The sequence below is a fragment of the Nocardioides sp. LHG3406-4 genome (genome assembly GCF_049897745.1).
Taxonomy (GTDB): Bacteria; Actinomycetota; Actinomycetes; order Propionibacteriales; family Nocardioidaceae; genus Nocardioides.
The window spans coordinates 841,317-860,618 of sequence record NZ_JAFCWV010000002.1; the positions used below are offsets into that span (position 1 = coordinate 841,317).

Annotated in this window: 19 protein-coding genes; 4 read left to right on the forward strand and 15 right to left on the reverse strand. The window is 71.0% G+C overall.

Translation table 11 applies throughout. The features are described 5' to 3' along the window. Positions 1 to 4 precede the first annotated feature (4 nt). The 11 genes from ACP7BP_RS10135 to ACP7BP_RS10185 all read right to left on the reverse strand — a co-directional run bounded on the left by ACP7BP_RS10135 (position 5) and on the right by ACP7BP_RS10185 (position 9,478). Entirely contained in the window at positions 5 to 394 is a 390-nt protein-coding gene (locus ACP7BP_RS10135; protein ID WP_426244473.1) for a hypothetical protein, read from the reverse strand. A gap of 68 nt (positions 395 to 462) precedes the next feature. Beyond that, positions 463 to 1,443 (reverse strand): alpha/beta hydrolase, encoded by a 981-nt coding sequence (locus ACP7BP_RS10140; protein ID WP_426244474.1) that lies wholly within the window; start codon positions 1,441 to 1,443, stop codon positions 463 to 465. A gap of 21 nt (positions 1,444 to 1,464) precedes the next feature. Continuing rightward, positions 1,465 to 1,848 carry a hypothetical protein gene (locus ACP7BP_RS10145; RefSeq protein WP_426244475.1) on the reverse strand — a complete coding sequence of 128 codons (384 nt, stop codon included), beginning with the start codon at positions 1,846 to 1,848 and terminating at the stop codon, positions 1,465 to 1,467. 99 nt (positions 1,849 to 1,947) lie between these two features. Further along, complete coding sequence (locus ACP7BP_RS10150) at positions 1,948 to 3,555, reverse strand: catalase (RefSeq protein WP_426244476.1); 1,608 nt, start codon at positions 3,553 to 3,555, stop codon at positions 1,948 to 1,950. Next, positions 3,548 to 4,021 carry a Fur family transcriptional regulator gene (locus ACP7BP_RS10155; RefSeq protein ID WP_426244477.1) on the reverse strand — a complete coding sequence of 158 codons (474 nt, stop codon included), beginning with the start codon at positions 4,019 to 4,021 and terminating at the stop codon, positions 3,548 to 3,550. The genes ACP7BP_RS10150 and ACP7BP_RS10155 overlap by 8 nt, the downstream gene beginning before the upstream one ends. Before the next feature lie 51 nt (positions 4,022 to 4,072). Then, positions 4,073 to 4,450, reverse strand: coding sequence for an ankyrin repeat domain-containing protein (locus tag ACP7BP_RS10160; RefSeq protein WP_426244478.1), 378 nt, complete (start codon positions 4,448 to 4,450; stop codon positions 4,073 to 4,075). Positions 4,451 to 4,459: 9 nt separating this feature from the next. Further along, positions 4,460 to 5,167 carry a gamma-glutamyl-gamma-aminobutyrate hydrolase family protein gene (locus tag ACP7BP_RS10165; protein WP_426244479.1) on the reverse strand — a complete coding sequence of 236 codons (708 nt, stop codon included), beginning with the start codon at positions 5,165 to 5,167 and terminating at the stop codon, positions 4,460 to 4,462. Between the two features lie 7 nt (positions 5,168 to 5,174). Then, a complete protein-coding gene (locus tag ACP7BP_RS10170; RefSeq protein ID WP_426244480.1) occupies positions 5,175 to 5,954 on the reverse strand; it encodes a 3-oxoacyl-ACP reductase in 780 nt (259 codons plus the stop codon). A gap of 42 nt (positions 5,955 to 5,996) precedes the next feature. After that, positions 5,997 to 7,346, reverse strand: coding sequence for an aldehyde dehydrogenase family protein (locus ACP7BP_RS10175; RefSeq protein ID WP_426244481.1), 1,350 nt, complete (start codon positions 7,344 to 7,346; stop codon positions 5,997 to 5,999). Position 7,347: 1 nt separating this feature from the next. Beyond that, positions 7,348 to 8,718 carry a glutamine synthetase family protein gene (locus tag ACP7BP_RS10180; protein WP_426244482.1) on the reverse strand — a complete coding sequence of 457 codons (1,371 nt, stop codon included), beginning with the start codon at positions 8,716 to 8,718 and terminating at the stop codon, positions 7,348 to 7,350. 25 nt (positions 8,719 to 8,743) lie between these two features. Further along, entirely contained in the window at positions 8,744 to 9,478 is a 735-nt protein-coding gene (locus ACP7BP_RS10185; protein ID WP_426244483.1) for a FadR/GntR family transcriptional regulator, read from the reverse strand. A gap of 135 nt (positions 9,479 to 9,613) precedes the next feature. Between ACP7BP_RS10185 and ACP7BP_RS10190 the strand changes: the two genes are divergently transcribed. From ACP7BP_RS10190 to ACP7BP_RS10205, 4 genes are all read left to right on the forward strand, one after another. Beyond that, positions 9,614 to 11,206 (forward strand): amino acid permease, encoded by a 1,593-nt coding sequence (locus tag ACP7BP_RS10190; protein WP_426244484.1) that lies wholly within the window; start codon positions 9,614 to 9,616, stop codon positions 11,204 to 11,206. Then, a complete protein-coding gene (locus ACP7BP_RS10195; protein WP_426244485.1) occupies positions 11,203 to 12,108 on the forward strand; it encodes a phosphotransferase in 906 nt (301 codons plus the stop codon). Before ACP7BP_RS10190 ends, ACP7BP_RS10195 begins: the two co-directional genes overlap by 4 nt. After that, positions 12,101 to 14,581 (forward strand): GcvT family protein, encoded by a 2,481-nt coding sequence (locus tag ACP7BP_RS10200; protein WP_426244486.1) that lies wholly within the window; start codon positions 12,101 to 12,103, stop codon positions 14,579 to 14,581. The genes ACP7BP_RS10195 and ACP7BP_RS10200 overlap by 8 nt, the downstream gene beginning before the upstream one ends. 70 nt (positions 14,582 to 14,651) lie before the next feature. Beyond that, positions 14,652 to 15,806 (forward strand): PP2C family protein-serine/threonine phosphatase, encoded by a 1,155-nt coding sequence (locus ACP7BP_RS10205; RefSeq protein WP_426244487.1) that lies wholly within the window; start codon positions 14,652 to 14,654, stop codon positions 15,804 to 15,806. 325 nt (positions 15,807 to 16,131) lie between these two features. On the opposite strand, the gene ACP7BP_RS10210 is transcribed toward ACP7BP_RS10205, so the two are convergent. Genes ACP7BP_RS10210 through ACP7BP_RS10225 form a run of 4 tightly spaced genes read right to left on the reverse strand, consistent with a single transcriptional unit; the run spans position 16,132 to position 19,253 of the window. Then, positions 16,132 to 17,091: an ABC transporter ATP-binding protein gene (locus ACP7BP_RS10210; RefSeq protein WP_426244488.1), complete on the reverse strand. Its 960-nt coding sequence runs from the start codon at positions 17,089 to 17,091 to the stop codon at positions 16,132 to 16,134. After that, positions 17,091 to 17,906: an ABC transporter permease gene (locus tag ACP7BP_RS10215; protein ID WP_426244489.1), complete on the reverse strand. Its 816-nt coding sequence runs from the start codon at positions 17,904 to 17,906 to the stop codon at positions 17,091 to 17,093. Before ACP7BP_RS10215 ends, ACP7BP_RS10210 begins: the two co-directional genes overlap by 1 nt. Further along, positions 17,899 to 18,696 carry an ABC transporter permease gene (locus ACP7BP_RS10220; protein ID WP_426244490.1) on the reverse strand — a complete coding sequence of 266 codons (798 nt, stop codon included), beginning with the start codon at positions 18,694 to 18,696 and terminating at the stop codon, positions 17,899 to 17,901. The genes ACP7BP_RS10215 and ACP7BP_RS10220 overlap by 8 nt, the downstream gene beginning before the upstream one ends. Before the next feature lie 53 nt (positions 18,697 to 18,749). Beyond that, positions 18,750 to 19,253 (reverse strand): CAP domain-containing protein, encoded by a 504-nt coding sequence (locus ACP7BP_RS10225; RefSeq protein ID WP_426244491.1) that lies wholly within the window; start codon positions 19,251 to 19,253, stop codon positions 18,750 to 18,752. Between the last annotated feature and the right edge of the window lie 49 nt (positions 19,254 to 19,302).

Genomic DNA, 19,302 nt, shown 5'->3' on the forward strand with positions numbered 1-19,302 from the left:
AGGGTCAGCCGGAGAACCCGCGGCTGCCACCGCCGAATCCGCCGCTCTTGGTCGTGGACTTCACCGACGAGCCGCCCTCGGCGGGCAGCCCGCCGCGCTGCACGGTGCCGTTGAGGGAGGAGCCGTTGAAGGTGCCGCCCGAGACGGTGCCGCCGACCGCGGGCACCCGGGAGCTGGCACCCAGGAAGTACCAGAAGAACCCCGTGCCCGCCCCGGTGCTGTTGCCGTCGTCGTCGCACTGGCCGTCGTCGACACGCTGGTCGGTCTGGGGGTCGACGCAGACCGCCGCGTAGTCCGGCGACGAGGCGCAGCCGGTGAGCCCAGCGGCCATCAGCGCGGTGACACCCAGGCTGACGCCGGTCGATCGCATGCGGCGCCGGGCGGTGGTGGTCATGTCGGGATCCTTCGAGGATGGGCGGTCAGGATAGGTCCGAGGGTAGGCGGCCGCCGGTCGGGAACGCGCTACCCGGCCGCCGGGGCGGGGTCGACGTACGCCGTGACCCACGTGCCGAGCTCGCGATAGACCGTCGCGCGCGCGTCGGGGAGCGAGAGCGTCACGTCGTGCCGGGCACCCTCGACGGCGATGCTGGTGACGTGGCGCCCGAGCGCGGGAGCCCAGCGCCGGATCTGCTCCACGTCGAGCACGATGTCGTGGCGGTGCACGTCGTCGCCCATGGCCGACGGCCAGGTGCTGCGCGCCGATGAGAGCACCAGCGCGGGGCAGCCGACCTCCAGGCCGCCGTGCAGCTCCGCGTGCCCCTGCCGGATGGCGCGCAGCCAGCCGGCGTAGACCGGCCACGACTCGACCGGCTTCCAGTCGAGGTTGAAGCTGAACTCGCCTTCGTGCTCGTGGTGCAGCGACCGCGTGTAGAGGCCGGAGACGGTCCGCGGGATCACTCGCTTCGGCCGTCGGCGGCCGACCTCCTTGACCAGGGTGGTGCCGACGCTGCGCACCCACCACGCGCCCTGCATGTCGAACCACGGCGAGTTGAGCACCATCCCCGCCAGCTCGCGACGTCGGTCGTTCACCCACAGCGGCAGGGTCAGCCCGCCGGTGGAGTGCGCCGAGCCGACGACGCGCCGGTGCCCGTCGCGCTCGGTGATGAGCCGCCAGGCCTCGTCGATCTCGGCGAAGTACTCCCGCAGGTCGGTGACGTAGTTGGGGGTCTGGTGCTCGAGGATCGAGCGGCCGTACTTGCGCAGATCGAGGGCGTAGAACGCGTAGCCGCGGCCGGCCCACCAGTCGGCGTACTCGGTCTGGAAGAAGTAGTCGGCGAACCCGTGCAGGTGCAGGACCGCGCCGCGGGTGGGGCCCACAGCCGGTCGGGACACGAGGTGAGCGACGACCTCGCCCTCGTCGTCGGGGTCCAGGTCGATGGTCTCGACGGTGTACGGCGCGCCGAGGACGTCCTCGAGCCGCTCACCCGTCTCGTCGTTGGCCATGGGCCGAAGTATGCCCAAGTGTCACGGCGACGCGTCCTGCGGCACCGGCAGCCGGGGGACCCCACCCAGTCGGCGCCGGAAGCGCACGTGCGGCGCGAACGCCTCCAGGACGCGCCACAGGGTCCGGTGCGCCTCCCAAGGGAGCGGCTCGTCACCGAGGCGCCAGCTCGCCCCGAAGCCGATCCACACCGGCGTCCACGCGGCGGCGAGGTCCCAGTCGCCGCGGTGCTGGTCGAGCAGCCGTCGGCGCAGCTGGAACTCCTGGCGCGGGCCGTCGACGCAGATCGGGGCGGTGCGCACCGGCCACAGGGCCAGGTCGAGCACCATCAGCGCCAGCTCCAGGTCGCGCAGGGCGACCGGCTCGACCAGGACGGTCGCGACGTTCTCGTGTGGCGCGCGCTTCACGCGGGCACGCTAACCCGGCCGGCCGCCAGGGGGAAGCAGACCGGCCCGCCCCCGAGATCGGGAGCGGGCCGGTCGTGCCGGTCGATCAGTCGGCGAGGGTCAGGCCGGCGAGCCGTCGCCGGCGTGCGTGCGGTCCTCGCCGATGGTCTGGTGAGGCTCCGTCGGGTCGCCCTCGGAGCCCATGCCGGGCGCCGTACCCGGCTCGGACCCGGAGCGGACGAGCTCCTCGATGCGCTTGCCGGTGTCGGCGTCGACCTTGTGCCAGTAGGTGAACGCGCGCTCGAGCACGTCGTCGTCGGCCACCTCGCCCAGCATGCCGGAGACGGTGCTGACGAAGGCCTCCCGGATCTCATCGGTCCACACCTCACGAACGAGGATGCCGGCCTGGCCGAAGTCGTCGTCGTCCGCGCGCAGGGTGTAGGCCTGCCGCACCATCGCGCCGTCTGTCTCCCACGACTCGTCGGCCTCGCCGACCTCGTCGGCGTAGCCGCGCCCGAAGCTGTTGGGCGCGTAGACCGGGGCGTCGCCGCGGTGGTCGTAGGCCATCGGGCCGTCCTGGGTGTAGGTGTTGACCTCCACCGTGGGGCGGTTGACCGGGAGCTGCAGGTAGTTCGGGCCGATGCGGTAGCGCTGGGTGTCGGCGTAGGCGAAGGCCCGGCCGAGCAGCATCTTGTCGGGGCTGAAGCCGATGCCGGGAACCACGCTGCTGGGCGCGAAGGCGGCCTGCTCGATCTGCGCGAAGAAGTTCTCGGGGTTGCGGTTCAGGGTCATCGTGCCGACCTTGATCAGCGGGTAGTCGGCGTGCGGCCAGATCTTGGTGAGGTCGAAGGGGTTGTAGCGGTAGGACTTGGCGTCCTCGTAGGGCATCGCCTGGATCGACAGCGTCCAGGTGGGGGACTCCCCGCCGGCGATCGCCTCGTGCAGATCGCGCCGATGGAAGTCGGCGTCCTCGCCGGCGATCCGCGCGGCCTCGGTGTCGGTCAGACCCTCAACGCCCTGGTTGCTGTGGAAGTGGTACTTGACCCAGTGCTTCTCGCCGGCCTCGTTGACCCACAGGTACGTGTGGGATCCGTAGCCGTTCATGTGGCGGTAGGTCTTCGGGATGCCGCGGTCGCCCATCAGGTAGGTCACCTGGTGCGCCGACTCCGGGTTGAGCGTCCAGAAGTCCCACTGCATCGTGGTGTCGCGCAGGCCCGAGCTGCCGCGGCGCTTCTGGCTGCGGATGAAGTGCGGGAACTTCATCGCGTCGCGGATGAAGAAGACCGGCGTGTTGTTGCCGACGAGGTCGTAGTTGCCCTCCGTCGTGTAGAACTTCAGCGAGAAGCCGCGGGGGTCGCGCCAGGTGTCGGGGGAGCCCAGCTCGCCCGCCACGGTCGAGAAGCGGGCCAGCATCTCGGTCCGCACCCCCGGCTGGAAGAGGGCCGCCTTGGTGTAGCGGCTGACGTCCTCGGTGGTCTCGAACTCACCGAACGCGCCGGCGCCCTTGGCGTGCACGATGCGCTCCGGCACGCGCTCGCGGTTGAAGTGCGCCATCTGGTTCAGGAAGTGCACGTCGTGCAGCAGGATCGGGCCGTCGCCGCCCAGGGTCAGGGTGTTCCGGTCGCTGGGCGCGGGCGCGCCGGTGTCCGTGGTCGAGCCGAGCTGCGCCTCCTGCGAGGGGGCGGTGGCGATCGAGGTGCCGTCGTCGGGCTGGGGCAGTTCAGGCATGCGTCACTCCTGGGGTTGGCGGGTCTGACTGGTGTGCGTTCTGGTCACGGCAGGCGGGGCACACGCCCCACCAGGTCACCTCGGCCTCGTCGATGACGAAGCCGCTGTCGTCGGACGCCACGAGGCAGGGGGCCTGCCCGGTGGCGCAGTCCACGTCGGCCACGGCGCCACAGGCGCGGCACACGACGTGGTGGTGGTTGTCGCGGGTGCGCAGCTCGTAGCGGGCCACCGAGCCCGTGGGCTGGATGCGCCTGACGATCCCGCGCTCGGTGAGCGTGTTGAGCACGTCGTAGACGGCCTGGGTGGAGACCTCGGTCGTCAGGCGTACGGCGGCCAGCACCGCGTCGGTGCGGGAGTGCGGCGCCTCGGCGAGCGCGGCGAGCACAGCCAGCCGGGGCTGGGTGACTCGCAGGCCGTGCTCGTGCAGCAGCACGTCGGGAGCGACGTACGACGAGGACGGGGGCACGCCCCTAACCAACCACCTAATCTGGAATGAGTCAAAAAAAGGTGCGGTGACTCAGTCGGCGAGCAGGTGCTCGGTGCCGAACATCCGCGCCGTGTCGCGTGCCGAGGGCGTGCCGGCGTCGAGGTCCGCGCCGGCGGTGCGGAGCACCTGCACGACCTCGTCCTCGCCCTTGAAGAGCGCGCCCGCCAGCGGTGACTGACCGCGGTTGTTGAGCCGGTCGACGTCGGCCCCGCGCTCCAGGAGCATCGAGACCGTGTCGGCGTGCCCGTGGTAGGCCGCGAGCATCAGTGCGGTGTTGCCGTCCGGGTCGGGGTGGTTTGCCGGGAAGCCCCCGTCGACGTACTCCGCGAGGAGCTCGGTCCGGCCCTCGCGGGCCAGATCCATCGCGAAGGCGACGATCCTCTCCAGGTCTCCGGGATCCGTGGTCACGGGCGGAACCTACCCGGTAGGCCCGGACGCGGCCGCGGCCAGCCCGGCGAGCAGCCCGACGTCCTCGACGGTCTCGGGATGCCACTGCACGGCCAGCCAGAAGCGTCGCCCGGGCCGCTCCATCGCCTCGAGCGTCCCGTCGGAGGCGTGCGCCGAGGCGGCGAAGCCGGGTGCCGAGGCGATCGACTGGTGGTGGTGACAGCGCACGGTGAGCGAGCCGCCGACCAGCTCGTGGACCCGGGTGCCCGCGACGGTGGTCACCGCCGTGTCGCCGTAGGCATCGGCGCCGGGGCCGTGCCGATCGTGGCCGACCAGGTCCGGCGTGTGCTGGTCGAGTACGCCGCCGGCGTGCACCGCCATCAGCTGCATGCCCCGGCAGATGCCCAGCACCGGCAGGTCGCTCTCGGCCGCGGCGTCGAGCAGGGCCAGCTCCCAGGCGTCCCGGTCTCGTCGCCACCCCGCGGTCCGCGGGTGCGGGTCGGCGCCGTACCGGCCGGGGTCGACGTCGGCACCCCCCGACAGCACCAGCGCGTCGAGCCGCCCGACGACCGTCGCCGCGGCCCCCGGGCTGCCCACCGGCGGCAGCAGCACCGGCACGCCGCCGACGGCCTCGACCGCGCCGGCGTACCCCGAGGGGAGCAGGTCGGCGCGCTGCTCCCAGACGCCCCACGCGGCCTGCTCGCGGTAGGTCGTGAGTCCGATGACAGGGGCGGACACGGCTGCCTCAGAGCGGGGTGACGTAGGCGCCGGAGATGCCACCGTCGACCAGGAAGGTGCTGGCGGTGATGAAGCTGGACTCGTCGGAGGCGAGGAAGAGCACGGCGTTCGCCATCTCCTCGGGCTCGGCGAAACGGCCCATCGGCACGTGCACGAGCCGGCGGGCGGCGCGCTCGGCGTCGGAGGCGAACAGCTCCTTGAGCAGGGGGGTGTTGACCGGGCCGGGGCACAGCGCGTTGACCCGCACGCCCTCGCGGGCGAACTGGACCCCGAGCTCGCGTGACATCGACAGCACGCCGCCCTTGGAGGCGGAGTAGGAGATCTGCGAGGTGGCCGCTCCCATCACGGCCACGAACGACGCGGTGTTGATGATGGAGCCCGACTTCTGGGCCAGCATGTGGGGCAGCGCGGCCTTGCAGCAGAGGTAGACGCTGGTGAGGTTGACCTCCTGGACCCGGCGCCAGGCGTCGAGGTCGGTGTCGAGGATCGAGTCGTCCTCGGGCGGCGAGATGCCGGCGTTGTTGAACGCGATGTCGACCGATCCGTAGGTGTCCTTCGCCGTCTGGAAGAGGGCGTCCACCTGCTCCTTCGAGGTCACGTCCACCGACACGTACGTCGCCACCGAGCTGCCGCCGAGGTCGGCGACGAGCTTCTCGCCGGCGGCCCGGTCGATGTCGCCGATGACGACCCGGGCGCCCTCCTCGGCGAACCGCCGGACCGTGGCGAGCCCGATGCCGGAGCAGCCGCCGGTGATCACGGCGACCTTGCCCTCGATGCGTCCTGTCATTTTCTGGATCGTTCCTCTCGTGGTGGCTCGTGCGGGGGTGACTCAGTGCGCGATGAAGACGTTCTTCTCCTCGGTGAAGGCGTGCGGGGCGTCGGGGCCGAGCTCGCGACCCAGGCCCGACTGCTTGTAGCCGCCGAAGGGGGTCCAGTAGCGCACCGAGGAGTGGGAGTTGACGCTGAGGTTGCCCGCCTCCACGCCGCGCGCCACGCGCAGCCCGCGGCCGAGATCGCTGGTGTAGATCGATCCCGACAGCCCGAAGTCGCTGTCGTTGGCGAGCTCGACGGCGTGCGCCTCGTCGTCGAACGGCATCACCGCGACGACCGGCCCGAAGACCTCCTCGCGCCAGATCGGGGCGGCCGTGTCGTCGGTCAGCACGACTGACGGCGGCACCCAGAAGCCGGGGCCGCCCGGGTCGGTCCCGGCGAATGCGACGTCCACGTCGCCGAGGTAGCGCCGCACCGAGTCGCGGTGCCCGGCCGAGATGAGGGGGCCCATCTCGCTCGCCTCGTCGCCAGGGTCGAGCACCCGCAGCGCCGTGACAGCGGGCTCGAGCCGGCCCAGGAACTCGTCGTACGCACTGCGCTCCACGAGGATGCGCGAGCGCGCGCAGCAGTCCTGGCCGGCGTTGTCGAAGACGGCGTACGGCGCGCTGGCGGCCGCGGCGGCGATGTCGGCGTCGGCGAAGACGATGTTGGCGCTCTTGCCGCCGAGCTCCAGGGTCACCTTCTTCACCTGCTCGGCGCAGCCCGCCATGATCCTCTTGCCGACCTCGGTCGAGCCGGTGAAGGCGATCTTGCGCACCAGCGGATGGGTCACGAAGCGCTCGCCGACGACGGAGCCCTTGCCCGGCACGACCGTCAGCACCCCCTCAGGCAGGCCGGCCTCGAGAGCGAGCTCGCCGATGCGGATCGCGGTCAGGGGCGTGAGCTCGGCAGGCTTGAGGACCACCGTGTTGCCGGCGGCGAGCGCCGGCGCGAACCCCCAGGCCGCGATGGGCATCGGGAAGTTCCACGGCACGATGATGCCGACCACCCCTAGGGGCTCGTGGAACGTCACGTCGACCCCGCCGGCCACCGGGATCTGCCGGCCGAAGAGGCGCTCCGGGGCGGCGGAATAGTAGTTGAGGCAGTCGCGGACGTTGCCCGCCTCCCAGCGCGCGTTGCCGCGGGTGTGCCCGGCGTTGCGGACCTCGAGGTCGGCGAGCTCCTCGATGTGCTCGTCGACGACGGCGGCGAAGCGTCGCAGCAGCCTTGCTCGCTCGCCGGGCGTGACGTCGCGCCATGCCGGGAAGGCCTCGGCGGCTCGCTCGATCGCCGCGTCGCTCTCGGCGAGTGATGCGGAGGGCGCCTCGCCGATGCGCTGGCCCGTCGCTGGGGAGATCAGGGTGGTCACGTCACAGCCTCTCGAAGCCGCGGAACAGCTCCCAGTCGGTCACGGTCGCGCCGTACGCCGCGAGCTCGACGTCGGCCATGTTGGTGTAGTGGTCCACGACGGCGTCGCCCAGTGCCGACCGGGCGACCGCGGACCCGGCGAAGGCCTCGCGAGCCGCGTGCAGGGTCTGGGGAACGTGGGCATGGTCGGCGCTGGCGTAGGCGTTGCCAACCAGCTCCGGCTCCAGCTCCAGCTCCTGCTCGATCCCGTGCAGGCCACCGGCCAGCATCGCGGCGAGGGCGAGGTAGGGGTTGACGTCGCCCCCGGGAACCCGGTTCTCCATGCGCGCGCTCGCCCCGTGACCGACCAGGCGTACGGCGCAGGTGCGGTTGTCGTGGCCCCAGCCGATCGTCGTCGGGGCGAAGGACCCGGCGGCGAACCGCTTGTAGGAGTTGATGTTGGGTGCGTAGAGGAGGGTGAAGTCGGCCATGGTGGCGAGCACCCCGGCGACGAACCGGTCGTAGAGCGCGCTCCGGGCATCCGCGGCGTCGTCCCAGAAGGCCAGGCTGCCGTCGGTGCCTCGCAGCGAGAGGTGGATGTGGCACGAGTTGCCCTCGCGTTGGTCGTACTTGGCCATGAAGGTGATCGACTGGCCGTTCTGGGCCGCTATCTCCTTGGCCGCCGTCTTGTAGACGCTGTGGTTGTCGGCGCTGACCATCGCGTCGGCGTAGAGGAAGCCGATCTCGTGCTGGCCGTGGTTGCACTCGCCCTTGGCGCCCTCCACGTCCATCCCGGCGGCGTACATGTGGTTGCGGATGCTGCGTAGCAGCGGCTCCGCCCGGGTGGTGCCGAGGATCGAGTAGTCGACGTTGTACTGGTTGACCGGGTCGAGGTCGCGGTAGCGCCCGCGGTGCGCCTCCTCGTAGCTGGTGTTGAAGGCGATGAACTCGAGCTCGGTGCCGGCCAGCGCCACCATGTCCCGCTCCGCCACCCGGTCGAGCTGGGCGCGCAGCACGGTGCGCGGTGACTGCACGACCGGCGAGTGGTCGGGCCACACCAGGTCGCACTGGACCATCGCCGTCGCCGGCAGGTGGGGGAGGAGACGCAGGGTGTCCCAGTCGGGCACGAACTCCATGTCGCCGTACCCGCGCTCCCAGGACGAGATCTCGTACCCCTCGACGGTGTTCATGTCGACGTCGACGGCCAGCAGGTAGTTGCACCCCTCGGTGCCGTGCTCGAGCGCGACGTCGAGGAAGTAGCGGCCGTGCAGGCGCTTGCCCTGGAGCCGGCCCTGCATGTCGGTGAACGCGAGCACGACGGTGTCGACGGCGTCGGCCTCGATCAGCTCACGGAGCCGGTCCTGGGTCAGGAAGCGGTCGTTGGGTGCGGTCATGGTGTCCTTCCGGGGTCGGCCGAGCTCAGCCCAGTAGTCCGCGCAGCAGGGCGGCGGTGTCGTCGCAGTGTTGCTCCATCACCCGTCGGGCGCGCTCGGCGCGCCCGTGCTCCACAGCGGTCAGCAGGTTGCGGTGCTGGCGGTGCGAGTGGCTGATGTTGGCGTCCAGGACGGGGATGGAGCCCAGCATCTCGTCCAGGGAGGACTGGACGGAGGTCACCGCCTCGATGGTGCGGGGCGACCCGCTGAGGGCCGCCAGGGTCAGGTGGAAGACCGAGTCGGCCTGCCGGTGGTCGGCCGGCCGGGTGGCCGCCGAGACGGCGGACTCGGCCCCCCGGAGCTGGTCGAGCTGGACGTCGCCCAGCTCCGCCGACGCCGCGAGGTACGCCGCACCCGGCTCGATGACCCGCCGGAACTCCAGCGCGTCGATCCAGTCGCGGCGCTGGGCCGCGGTGATCCGGGCGACGCGGCGGGCGTAGGGGCTGCGGGGCCTGGCGGTGACGACCGTGCCGCCTCCGCGGCCGCGGGTCGTCTCGACCAGGCCGGCCTGGCGCAGCGCCGCCATCGCCTCGCGCAGCGTGGCGCGGCTGACCGTGAGCCGGGCCGCCAGCTCCCGCTCGGGCGGCAGCGCACTGCCCAGCGGGTAGATCCCGAGGCGGATCGCGCGCCCCAGCTGCTCGACGCAGGCCTCGAAGGCATGGTGCCCGCGCACGGGACGCAGCACCGCCTCACTGAGGTGCTCGTGCGGTGCGGCGGTCACGGCGTCAGTCTCCTGAGCAGGCGTCACGGGTGTCAATGGTCGGAGTTCATACCGATTTTCCCATGCCTCTGGACGGCGCATCCCAGCGGGTCTAACCTCCGACCAATCGTCATTTTGCTGGACCCGGGAGGGCTCATGGCCGACAACACCAACCTGACCGACGACGAGAAGCACCTGGCGAAGCTCGGCTACAGCCAGGAGCTCAACCGGTCGTGGTCCGGCTTCTCCAACTTCGCCATCTCGTTCTCGATCATCTCGATCCTGGCCGGCTGCTTCACCAACTTCGGTGCCGGCTGGAACAACGGCGGCCCGATCTCGATCTCGTGGTCGTGGCCCATCCTCGGCGTCTTCATCCTGATCATCGGCTTCACGATGTCGGAGCTCGTGTCGGCGTACCCGACGTCCGGCGGCATCTACTGGTGGGCCTCCAAGCTCGGCGGCCCGGCCGCGGGGTTCTTCACCGGCTGGCTCAACCTGATCGGCCTGGTCGCGGTCACGGCCGGCGTGTCCTACGGCTGTGCGACCTTCATCGACCTGACGCTCAGCACGTTCTCCGAGGGCTGGGCGGACGACTACTCCCTGACCCGGGTGTTCGTCATCTTCCTCGTCGTGCTGGCCCTGGCTGCCCTGCTCAACATCTTCAGCAGCCACCTGATGGCGATCATGAACAACGTCTCAGTGTGGTGGCACGTCGTCGGCGCCGCCGCCATCGTGGTGATCCTCGTGCTCGTCCCCGACCAGCACCAGTCGTTCGGCTACGTCTTCACCGAGCGCTTCAACAACTCCGGGTTCTCCGAGGGCAGCACCACCAGCTTCGGCTTCTGGTTCGCGATCGTCCCGTTCGGCTTCCTGCTGACGCAGTACACGATCACCGGGTTCGACGCCTCGGCGCACCTCTCGGAGGAGACCGCCTCGGCGTCCAAGGCCGCGGCCAAGGGGATCTGGCGCTCCATCCTCTACTCCGTGATCGGTGGCTACATCCTCCTGCTGTGCGTGGTCTTCGCAGTGCCTGACGGCGCGGACGGCAACCCCGACAACGCGGGCGTGGGCGGCGGTGGCGTGGCCTACATCTTCAACTCGTCGCTGGGCCAGGACTGGGCGACGCTGGTGCTCTTCATCTCCGCGTCGGCGCAGTTCTTCTGCGCGACGTCGTGCATGACGTCGGCCTCCCGGATGACGTTCGCGTTCGCGCGCGACGGGGGCATCCCGGGCTCCGGCTGGCTCAGGAAGCTCACCAGCAAGCGGGTCCCGGCCAACGCCGTGGTCTTCGTGGCCGTGACGGCCGCCATCGTCACCCTGCCGGCCCTCATCGAGGTCAACGTCGGCACCGAGGACGCTCCACTGATCGTGCCGGTCGCCTTCTACGCCGTCACCTCGATCGCGGTGATCGGGCTCTACCTGGCCTTCGCCATCCCGATCTGGCTGCGGTGGCGCCAGGGCGATGCCTTCGAGGTCGGATCGTGGAACAACGGCAGGAAGTACAAGTGGATGAACCTCATCGCGGTGGCCGAGATCATCGTGGTCTCGCTCTACCTGATGATGCCGTTCGTGCCCGGCGCGGTGCCCTTCAGCGACGACTTCAGCTGGAAGTTCGTCAACTACGCACCGATCGTCACGTTGGGTGCCCTGCTGCTCCTGACGATCTGGTGGAAGGCGTCGGCCCACACGTGGTTCACCGGGCCCAAGCACACCATCGACGAGGCCGTCGTCGAGGCCTTCGACGCTTGACGGACACCGAGCTCGACGCGCTCCTCGACCAGGTGCCTCGTCTCTCCGACCGGGTGCGGGTGGAGGAGCTCTCGGGCGGGCTGACCAACCGCAACTACCGCGTCGACACGCCAGACGCGTCGTACGTCGTCAGGCACAGCAGCAGTGACACCCGGCTCCTCGGCATCGACCGGGAGGCCGAGCACCTCAACTCTCGGGCGGCCGCCGAGGCCGGAGTCGGCGCTCAGGTCTTCGACTACCGCCCCGATCTCGGCGTGCTGGTGATCGGGCATCTTCTCGGGCGCACACTCGAGAACGACTCCTTCGGCGATCCCGCTGTGCTCGGCCGCGCTGCCGAGGCGTGTCGCCGGCTGCACGCCGGCCCGCGGTTCACCGGGGAGTTCGACATGCTCGCCCGGCAGGCCGCCTACCGGCAGACGGTGCGTGAGCAGGGGTTCGCCCTGCCCGGCAGGTACGACGACCATGCGGACGCCTGGCACGCCGTACACCGCGCTCTGGCGGCGCGGCCTCGGGTGACCGTGCCCTGCAACAACGACCTGCTCGCCGGCAACTTCATCGACGACGGCGACCGGATCTGGCTGATCGACTACGAGTACTCCGGCAACAACGACGTGGAGTTCGAGCTCGGCAACACCGTCACGGAGTGCGAGTTCCCGCCCGAGCGCATCGACGCCTACGTCGAGGCGTACTTCCACCGGCCGACCGCCGGGGACCGGGCGCGGGTCCGGCTCGGCGCGTTGCGCAGCGAGTACGGCTGGTCCCTGTGGGGCTTCATCCAGGCGGCCACCAGTCCCCTCGACTTCGACTTCGCGCAGTGGGGTCGGCACCGCTATGAGAAGGCGGTGGCCACCTTCCGAGGCCCGCACTTCGACCGGTTGCTGGCCGAGGCCGCAGATGCCTGAATCATCGACCAGCCACCTGCCCGGGCGCGCCCGGGTCGTCGTGATCGGTGGGGGAGTCGTGGGCTGCTCCACGGCCTACCACCTGGTCCGTGCCGGGTGGACCGACGTGCTCGTGCTCGAGCAGGGGCACCTTTCGGGCGGTACGACGTGGCACGCGGCCGGCCTGGTGGGGCCGTTGCGGGCGACCGAGGGCGGCACCCGCCTGGTGCAGTACTCCGCCGAGCTCTACGCCCGGCTCGAGGCCGAGACAGGCCTTGCCACCGGCTACCGCAACGTCGGAGGCGTGATCGTGGCCCGCACCGAGGACCGGATGGTGCAGCTGCGGCGGACGGCCGCCAACGCCGCGGCGTACGACCTGGAGTGCCGGATGCTGACGGCCGACGAGGCGCACGAGCTGTGGCCGCCGATGCAGGTCGACGACCTGCTCGGCGCGATCTGGCTGCCGGGGGACGGGAGGGTCAACCCCACCGACCTGACCCAGTCGCTGGCCCGGGGAGCGCGGCAGGGCGGCGCCCGGATCCACGAGGGTGTGCGGGTCACGGGCCTGCTCACCGACGACGGCCCCGGCGGGCCTCGGGTCACCGGCGTGCGCACCGATGGTGGGGACGTCGAGGCGGAGGTGGTCGTCAACTGCGCGGGTCAGTGGGCCAAGGCGGTCGCCGAGCTCGCCGGCGTGCCGGTCACGGTGCCGCTGCACAGCGCCGAGCACTTCTACGTGGTCACCGAGCAGGTCCCCGGCGTGCACCCCGACCTGCCGATCCTGCGGGACCCGGACGGGTGGACCTACTTCAAGGAGGAGGGCGGCGGCCTCGTCGTCGGCGGCTTCGAGCCCGACGCCAAGCCGTGGGTCGCCCCCGACGCGATCCCGCATCCCTTCGAGTTCCAGCTGCTCGAGGAGGACTGGGAGCACTTCTCGCCGCTGATGGACCAGGCCCTCGTGCGCATCCCCGCGCTCGCGGAGACCGGCATCCGGAAGTTCTACAACGGTCCGGAGAGCTTCACGCCCGACAACCAGTTCCTGCTCGGGGAGCTGCCCGGCCTGCGCGGGTTCTTCGTCGGAGCAGGCTTCAACTCGGTCGGCATCGCCTCTGCGGGAGGCGCCGGCCGGGCCCTGGCCGAGTGGATCGTCGCTGGTGAGCCCACCAGCGACCTGGTCGGGGTCGACGTGCGCCGCTTCGCGCCGTACGCCGCCGACAACGACTGGCTGCGGTCGCGAGTCGCGGAGACGCTCGGCCTGCACTACGCGATCCCGTGGCCGCTGCGCGAGCCGGAGACCGGGCGGGGGATCCGCACCTCGCCGTTGCACGACCGGCTCGCGGCCGCCGGGGCGGCGTTCGGCACCCGGATGGGGTGGGAGCGACCGCTCTACTTCGCCCCGACGCCGGCGGACGCCGAGGCCGCGGGGACTCGGCACACGTGGGGCACTCCGGTCTGGCAGCCCTGGTCGTCGGCCGAGCAGCGCGCCACCCGGCAGGCCGTCGCCGTCTTCGACCAGACGTCGTTCTCCAAGTACGTCGTCCGCGGCTCGGGCGCGCTCGAAGGGCTGCAGTGGGTCTGCGCCAACGACGTGGACGTGCAGCCGGGCCGCTGCGTCTACACCCCGCTGCTGAGCACGCGCGGCGCCTACGAGGCCGACCTCACCGTCACGCGGGTGTCGGCCGACGAGTTCCTGCTCGTGAGCAGCTCGGCGACCACGGTGCGTGACCTGGACTGGATCGGCCGACATCTGGCGTCGCGCGTCGGGGCGTCGGCGACCGTCGAGGACCACACCGACGCGTTCTCGGTGCTGGGTGTGATGGGCCCGCGCTCGCGCGACCTGCTGGGCGGCCTCGTCGAGACGGACCTGGCGGAGGAGTCGTTCCCGTTCGCCACCAGCCGTGAGGTGACGCTGGCCGGGTCACGGGTGCGCGCCACCCGGATGACCTACGTCGGCGAGCTGGGCTGGGAGCTGATGACTCCTACGGACGCCACAGCGGCGGTGTACGCCGCGATCCTCGAAGCCGGTGCGCCGCTGGGCCTCGCGGAGGCCGGCTACCACGCCATCGAGTCGCTTCGCCTGGAGAAGGGCTACCGCGCCTTCGGTCGTGAGCTGACGCCCGACTTCACGCCCGTCGAGGCGGGGCTGGTCTTCGCCACCGCCCTGGACCGCGACAAGGACTTCCTGGGCCGCGACGCGCTCGCCGCGCACCGCGGCAGGCTGGCCGGCGGCGGCGCACGGCGTCGACTGGTCTCGTTCGTGGTCGCCGACCCCGAGCCCGTCCTGTGGGGTGGCGAGCTGCTGCTGAGCCACGGTGAGCCGGTGGGCCAGGTGACCAGCGCCGCCTGGGGCGAGACCGTCGGCGCGGGCGTCGGGCTGGCCTACCTGCGCCACGACGGCCCCGTGCGTCAGGACTGGCTCGACCGGGCCGAGCTCCAGATCGACGTCGCCGGCCGACGGCATCGGGTCGTCGGTTCACTGCGCGCTCCCCTGTGAGGGAGACCCCGCCCAGAACGCGTTTCCCCAACTTCCCGAACTACCGGGCTGGCCCACCTAGGCTGCGCCCATGCTGATGTCCTTCGCGAGCCTCACGCAGCGCCTCTCGGCGTACGTGCGCGCGCGAGTGGACGGGTGGCGCAGCGGCTCCAGCGAGAGCCAGGTGTTCACCCTGCTGGTCCTGCTGGGCGGTGTGACCCTGTCGTTCGTCGTGTCGTGGAGCGCCTACGACCTGCTCCCGCTCACCGCCTACTTCGTGTGGTTGCTCATCGGCATGCTGCTCCTGCGCTTCGCACCGCTGGTGATCCTGTCGGCGTACGTCGGCCTCGCAGCCACCACGGCTCTGGTGCACGAGGGCGCGGTCACCGGCGCGCGGGCGGCGGCGCTGGCCTCGCTGGCCGTGGCGATCGCGCTGATCCTCTACCAGTCGAGCCGTCAGCGGTCCGGCCTGCCCATGCCGCTCAGCGAGGCTCTCCTCGTCGACCTGCGCGACCGGCTGCGCTCGCAGGGCACCGTCCCTACGTTGCCGGCGGGCTGGGAGGCGCAGTCGGCGGTGCAGCCGGCGAACGGTGGCCGCTACGCCGGGGACTTCCTGGTCGTCGACCTGCGCGACGACCGCCACCTCGAGATGGTGCTGGTCGACGTGTGCGGCAAGGGTCTGACGGCCGGTCCTCAGGCGCTGCAGTTCGCCGGCGCGCTGGGCGGCCTGATCGGGGCCCTGCCACCTCGTGAGCTGATGCTCGCCGCCAACGACTTCCTGCTCCGTCAGCACTCCGATGAGTCGTTCTCGACCGCCGTGCACCTGCTGGTCGACCTCGAGGACGGCAGCTACGCCATCACCAGCGCCGGGCACCCGCCCGCCCTGCACTGGCACTCCCACACCGCCGACGGACAGCGCGCGTGGGAGATCGACAACGCCCGCGGCACAGCCCTCGGCATCGTGCAGCACCCTGAGTTGCACGGCACCGTCGGGCAGCTCGCCCCCGGGGACGCGCTGATGTTCTACACCGACGGCGTCATCGAGTCCCGGGGCAGCGACATCGACACCGGGATCGCCTGGCTCCAGGAGGTGGCTCGCGAAGCCGTGCGACTGGGCTTCTCCGGCGCGGCCCGTCGGATCGTGCGCCGGGTCGCCCAGGGCGACGACGACCGGGCGGTGCTGATCCTCGCGCGTTCGGTCGACGTGGGCATCGAGGTCAGGACGGTGAGCACGGCCGCCGGCTGACTCCCTCCACATGAAGCTCTCGCCGTTTGGTCGGTCGTTTGATCAAAGTGGGTGCTTGGCCGAACGGTTGATCGACCTCCTGGGCGGCCCTGGAAGCTGCCGGCTGACCCCCGCCACATGTGGCTCCTCGCCGTTGGTCGGTCGTGTGATCGACGCGGGTGGGTGGTCGAACGGTTGATCAACCTGCTGGGGGCTCGAGGAGTGGTCGGCTAGCTCCCTGCATTTCGGGCCCCTCGCCGTTGGTCGATCGTTTGACCAAAGCGGGCGGGTGGTCGAACGGTTGATCAACCATCCGGAGCGGCCCGGAGAACAGCGCATCCCGAGATCAGGACCGCGAGTACAGCTGCCTGATGACGTCCTCGATGTCGGGCTCCTGGATCGACAGGTCCGCCACGGAGTACGACGCCGCCACGGCCGCGACGATGGGTGCCGCGCTGGCATCCGCGGGGAAGCTCAGCCACTGACGCGGACCCTCGACCCGGCGCACCGACGCGCCCGGCACCTCGATCGCCGGCGCCTCGTCGACCAGGTCGACCACGAGGGTGCGGCTCGAGCCACCGTGCTCGTGCAGGCCGGCCAGTGTGCCGTCGTACACCAAGGTGCCGTGGTCGATCACGATCACCCGGTCGCACAGCGCCTCGATGTCCTGGAGGTCGTGGGTGGTGAGCAGCAGCGTGGTGCCGCGCCCGGCGTTGAGGGTGCGCAGGAACTCCCGCAGCCGGCCCTTGCTGATGACATCGAGGCCGATCGTGGGCTCGTCGAGGTAGAGCACCTGAGGGTCGTGCAGCAGCGCGGCGGTGATGTCCCCGCGCATCCGCTGGCCGAGAGAGAGCTGTCGCACGGGGGTGTCGAGGAGGTCGCCGAGGTCGAGCAGCTCGACGAAGGTCTCAAGATTCTCCCGGTATCGCGACCGCGGGATGGCGTAGATCCTCTGCAGGAGCTCGAAGGAATCGCGCAGCGGCAGGTCCCACCACAGGGTGGTGCGCTGACCGAACACGACGCCGATCTTGCGGGCCAGCTCGGTGCGGTGCCGGCTCGGCTCCACCCCGGCAACCGTCAGCTCACCGCTGCTGGGCACCAGGATGCCCGTCAACATCTTGATCGTCGTCGACTTGCCGGCGCCGTTCGGGCCGATGTAGCCGACCATCTCGCCGGGCTCCACGGAGAACGTGACGCCGTGGACGGCGTGCACCTCCTCCCGCTGGCGCCGCAGGCCGCGCTGGCCGGCGGTCTTGCGTCGTACGACGAACGTGCGGCGCAGGTCGTGCGCGTGGATGAGCGACATCAGCTTCCCGTCGAGGTGTAGTGGCGGACACCGGTGCGCCAGGCGAGCGCCGCCAGGGCGACCAGCACGACGGCGACGGCGGGGGAGAGGAAGGCGAACCACGACGGCATCCCGAACGGGTCGTCGCGGCCGAGGATGAACAGGCACGGGTACCAGTTCACGAACGCCACAGGCAGCAGGAACGTCAGCGACACCAGCACCTCCCGCGGGAAGATCGTGAGGGGGTACTGCGTCATGGTGTTGCCGCCGTAGGTGAAGGCGTTGGCGAACTCGCTGGCGTCGGCGGTCCAGAACTGGATGCACGAGAACGCCACGAAGAACGCGAAGAAGATGCCGAAGCCGGCGACCACCATCATCAGCGCGACGGCGGCGCGGGCCGGGGTCCAGTCGACGGACAGCGACGCCCAGGCGAACACCACCGTCGCCTGGCTGATCCGGCCGAGCCGGCGCAGCGCGAACTTGTCGGCGCACACCTGCACCAGCAGCGGCACCGGGCGGGTCATCATCGTGTCGAGCGAGCCGGTGCGCACGTGCTGCCCGATCTGCTCGACGCTGCCGATCGCCATGTCGGCCAGCCCCAGGGCGACGCCGCTGGCGCCGTACAGCAGCGCGATCTCGCGCAGCCCGAAGTCGCCGAGGGTGTCGATCGTGGCGAACATGATGGCGATGCCGACGAAGTCGAGGGCCGTGATCAACGCGCTCGCCACCGTCATCGTCCAGAACGACGCTGGGTAGGCCCGTGCCGCGCGGATCCACATGAGCGCGATCCAGAGGTACTGCCGGGGCGCCGCCCGGAGGATGGTCAGGTCAGCCACCCTGGACCACCACCTTGCGGGTCGCCGCCGAGAGCACGAGCCGGCCGATCCCGAGCAGGACGACGATCCAGACGGCCTGCTGGCCCAGCGCGACCAGCAGGTCGAGACCCTCGCGCTTGCCGAGCCAGATGTCGGCCGGTGTCTGGAGGTAGGACGCCCACGGCAGCGCCAGCGCGATCGAGCGCCACGGCTCGGGAAAGATCACCAGCGGCAGCGCCATCCCGCTGAAGAACAGCGCGAGCGCACCCGCCATCATGCGCAGCCCGCTCTGGTCGAGCAGCCAGAACGCCGAGCACGCCACCAGCCAGCGGATCGCGAAGCTCGCCACGACGGCCAGCACCAGGCTGACTAGGAACCCGGCCGCCGCGACCGGGCTCCCGGGTAGCCGGATGTCGAAGAGCAGCCAGCCCAGGACCGTCGGCCCCACACCTCGCGTGAGCAGGTGGTACGCCGCCCGGCCGAGGTCGCCCGCGAGGTACCACCCCATCACGCCGACCGGCCGGTAGAGGTCGATGGCCACGTCGCCGGTGCGGATCCGCTCGGCCAGGTCGTCGGTGGTGCCGCCGCCCCACACCGCCACGGTCATCAGCAGCGCCTGGCCGAGCCAGACATAGGTGACCGCGTCCACGGAGTCGTATCCGCCGGCGTCGGGACGCTGCTCCCACAGCGCGAGGTAGGCGAAGCTGTAGATCACCCCGAAGACGGAGTTGGTGAAGATGCCGGCCACGGTGGCGCCGACGTAGGTGGAGTAGCGCCTGAAGGTCCGCGTCGCAACAGCGACGTAGAGCATGCGAACTCCCGGGAGGTCAGGCGTGGTTTGGGCAGACCGCCCAACCTAGACCATCAGCCGCGGTCACCCAGGTTGAGCACCGCGGCGAGCTGGCCGCCCGGCCCCCGGCGTACGTCGATGCCGGCCAGCCGGGCGCGAGGGGTGAGCAGGATGGCGCGGTGCGGTGGTGAGGCCATCCACATCGCGACGAGTGAGCGCGGGGTGAAGGTGCCACGGGCCAGGGCCTCCCCGGTCCAGGACAGCCGGCAGGCCCGCACGACGCGCGACATGTCGCGGTGCTCCCACAGGCCCTCGGCCGCGATCCGGTGGCCCCAGGTCTCGGAGAGCTCGTCGAGGCACGGGATGACACGGCGGATCGGGTCCAGCCCGTGCTGCACCCGCACCTCGTTGATCTCGTCGAGCGTGCGCTCCTCGAAGTCGCCCAGGCCGGCGCTGCGCGCGAGGACCGGGTGCGGTCCGCCGTGGCCTGGGGTCTCAGCGGTCCCCGTCGGGGCCGTGGCCAGGGTCGCGAGGAGCAGGAGCAGTGCCCCTGCCAGGGTCGCGCGGGCGCGCGTCATCATGACTTTCCTCCGGGGGTAGGAAAAGGACGGTGCACGGTACCGTCGC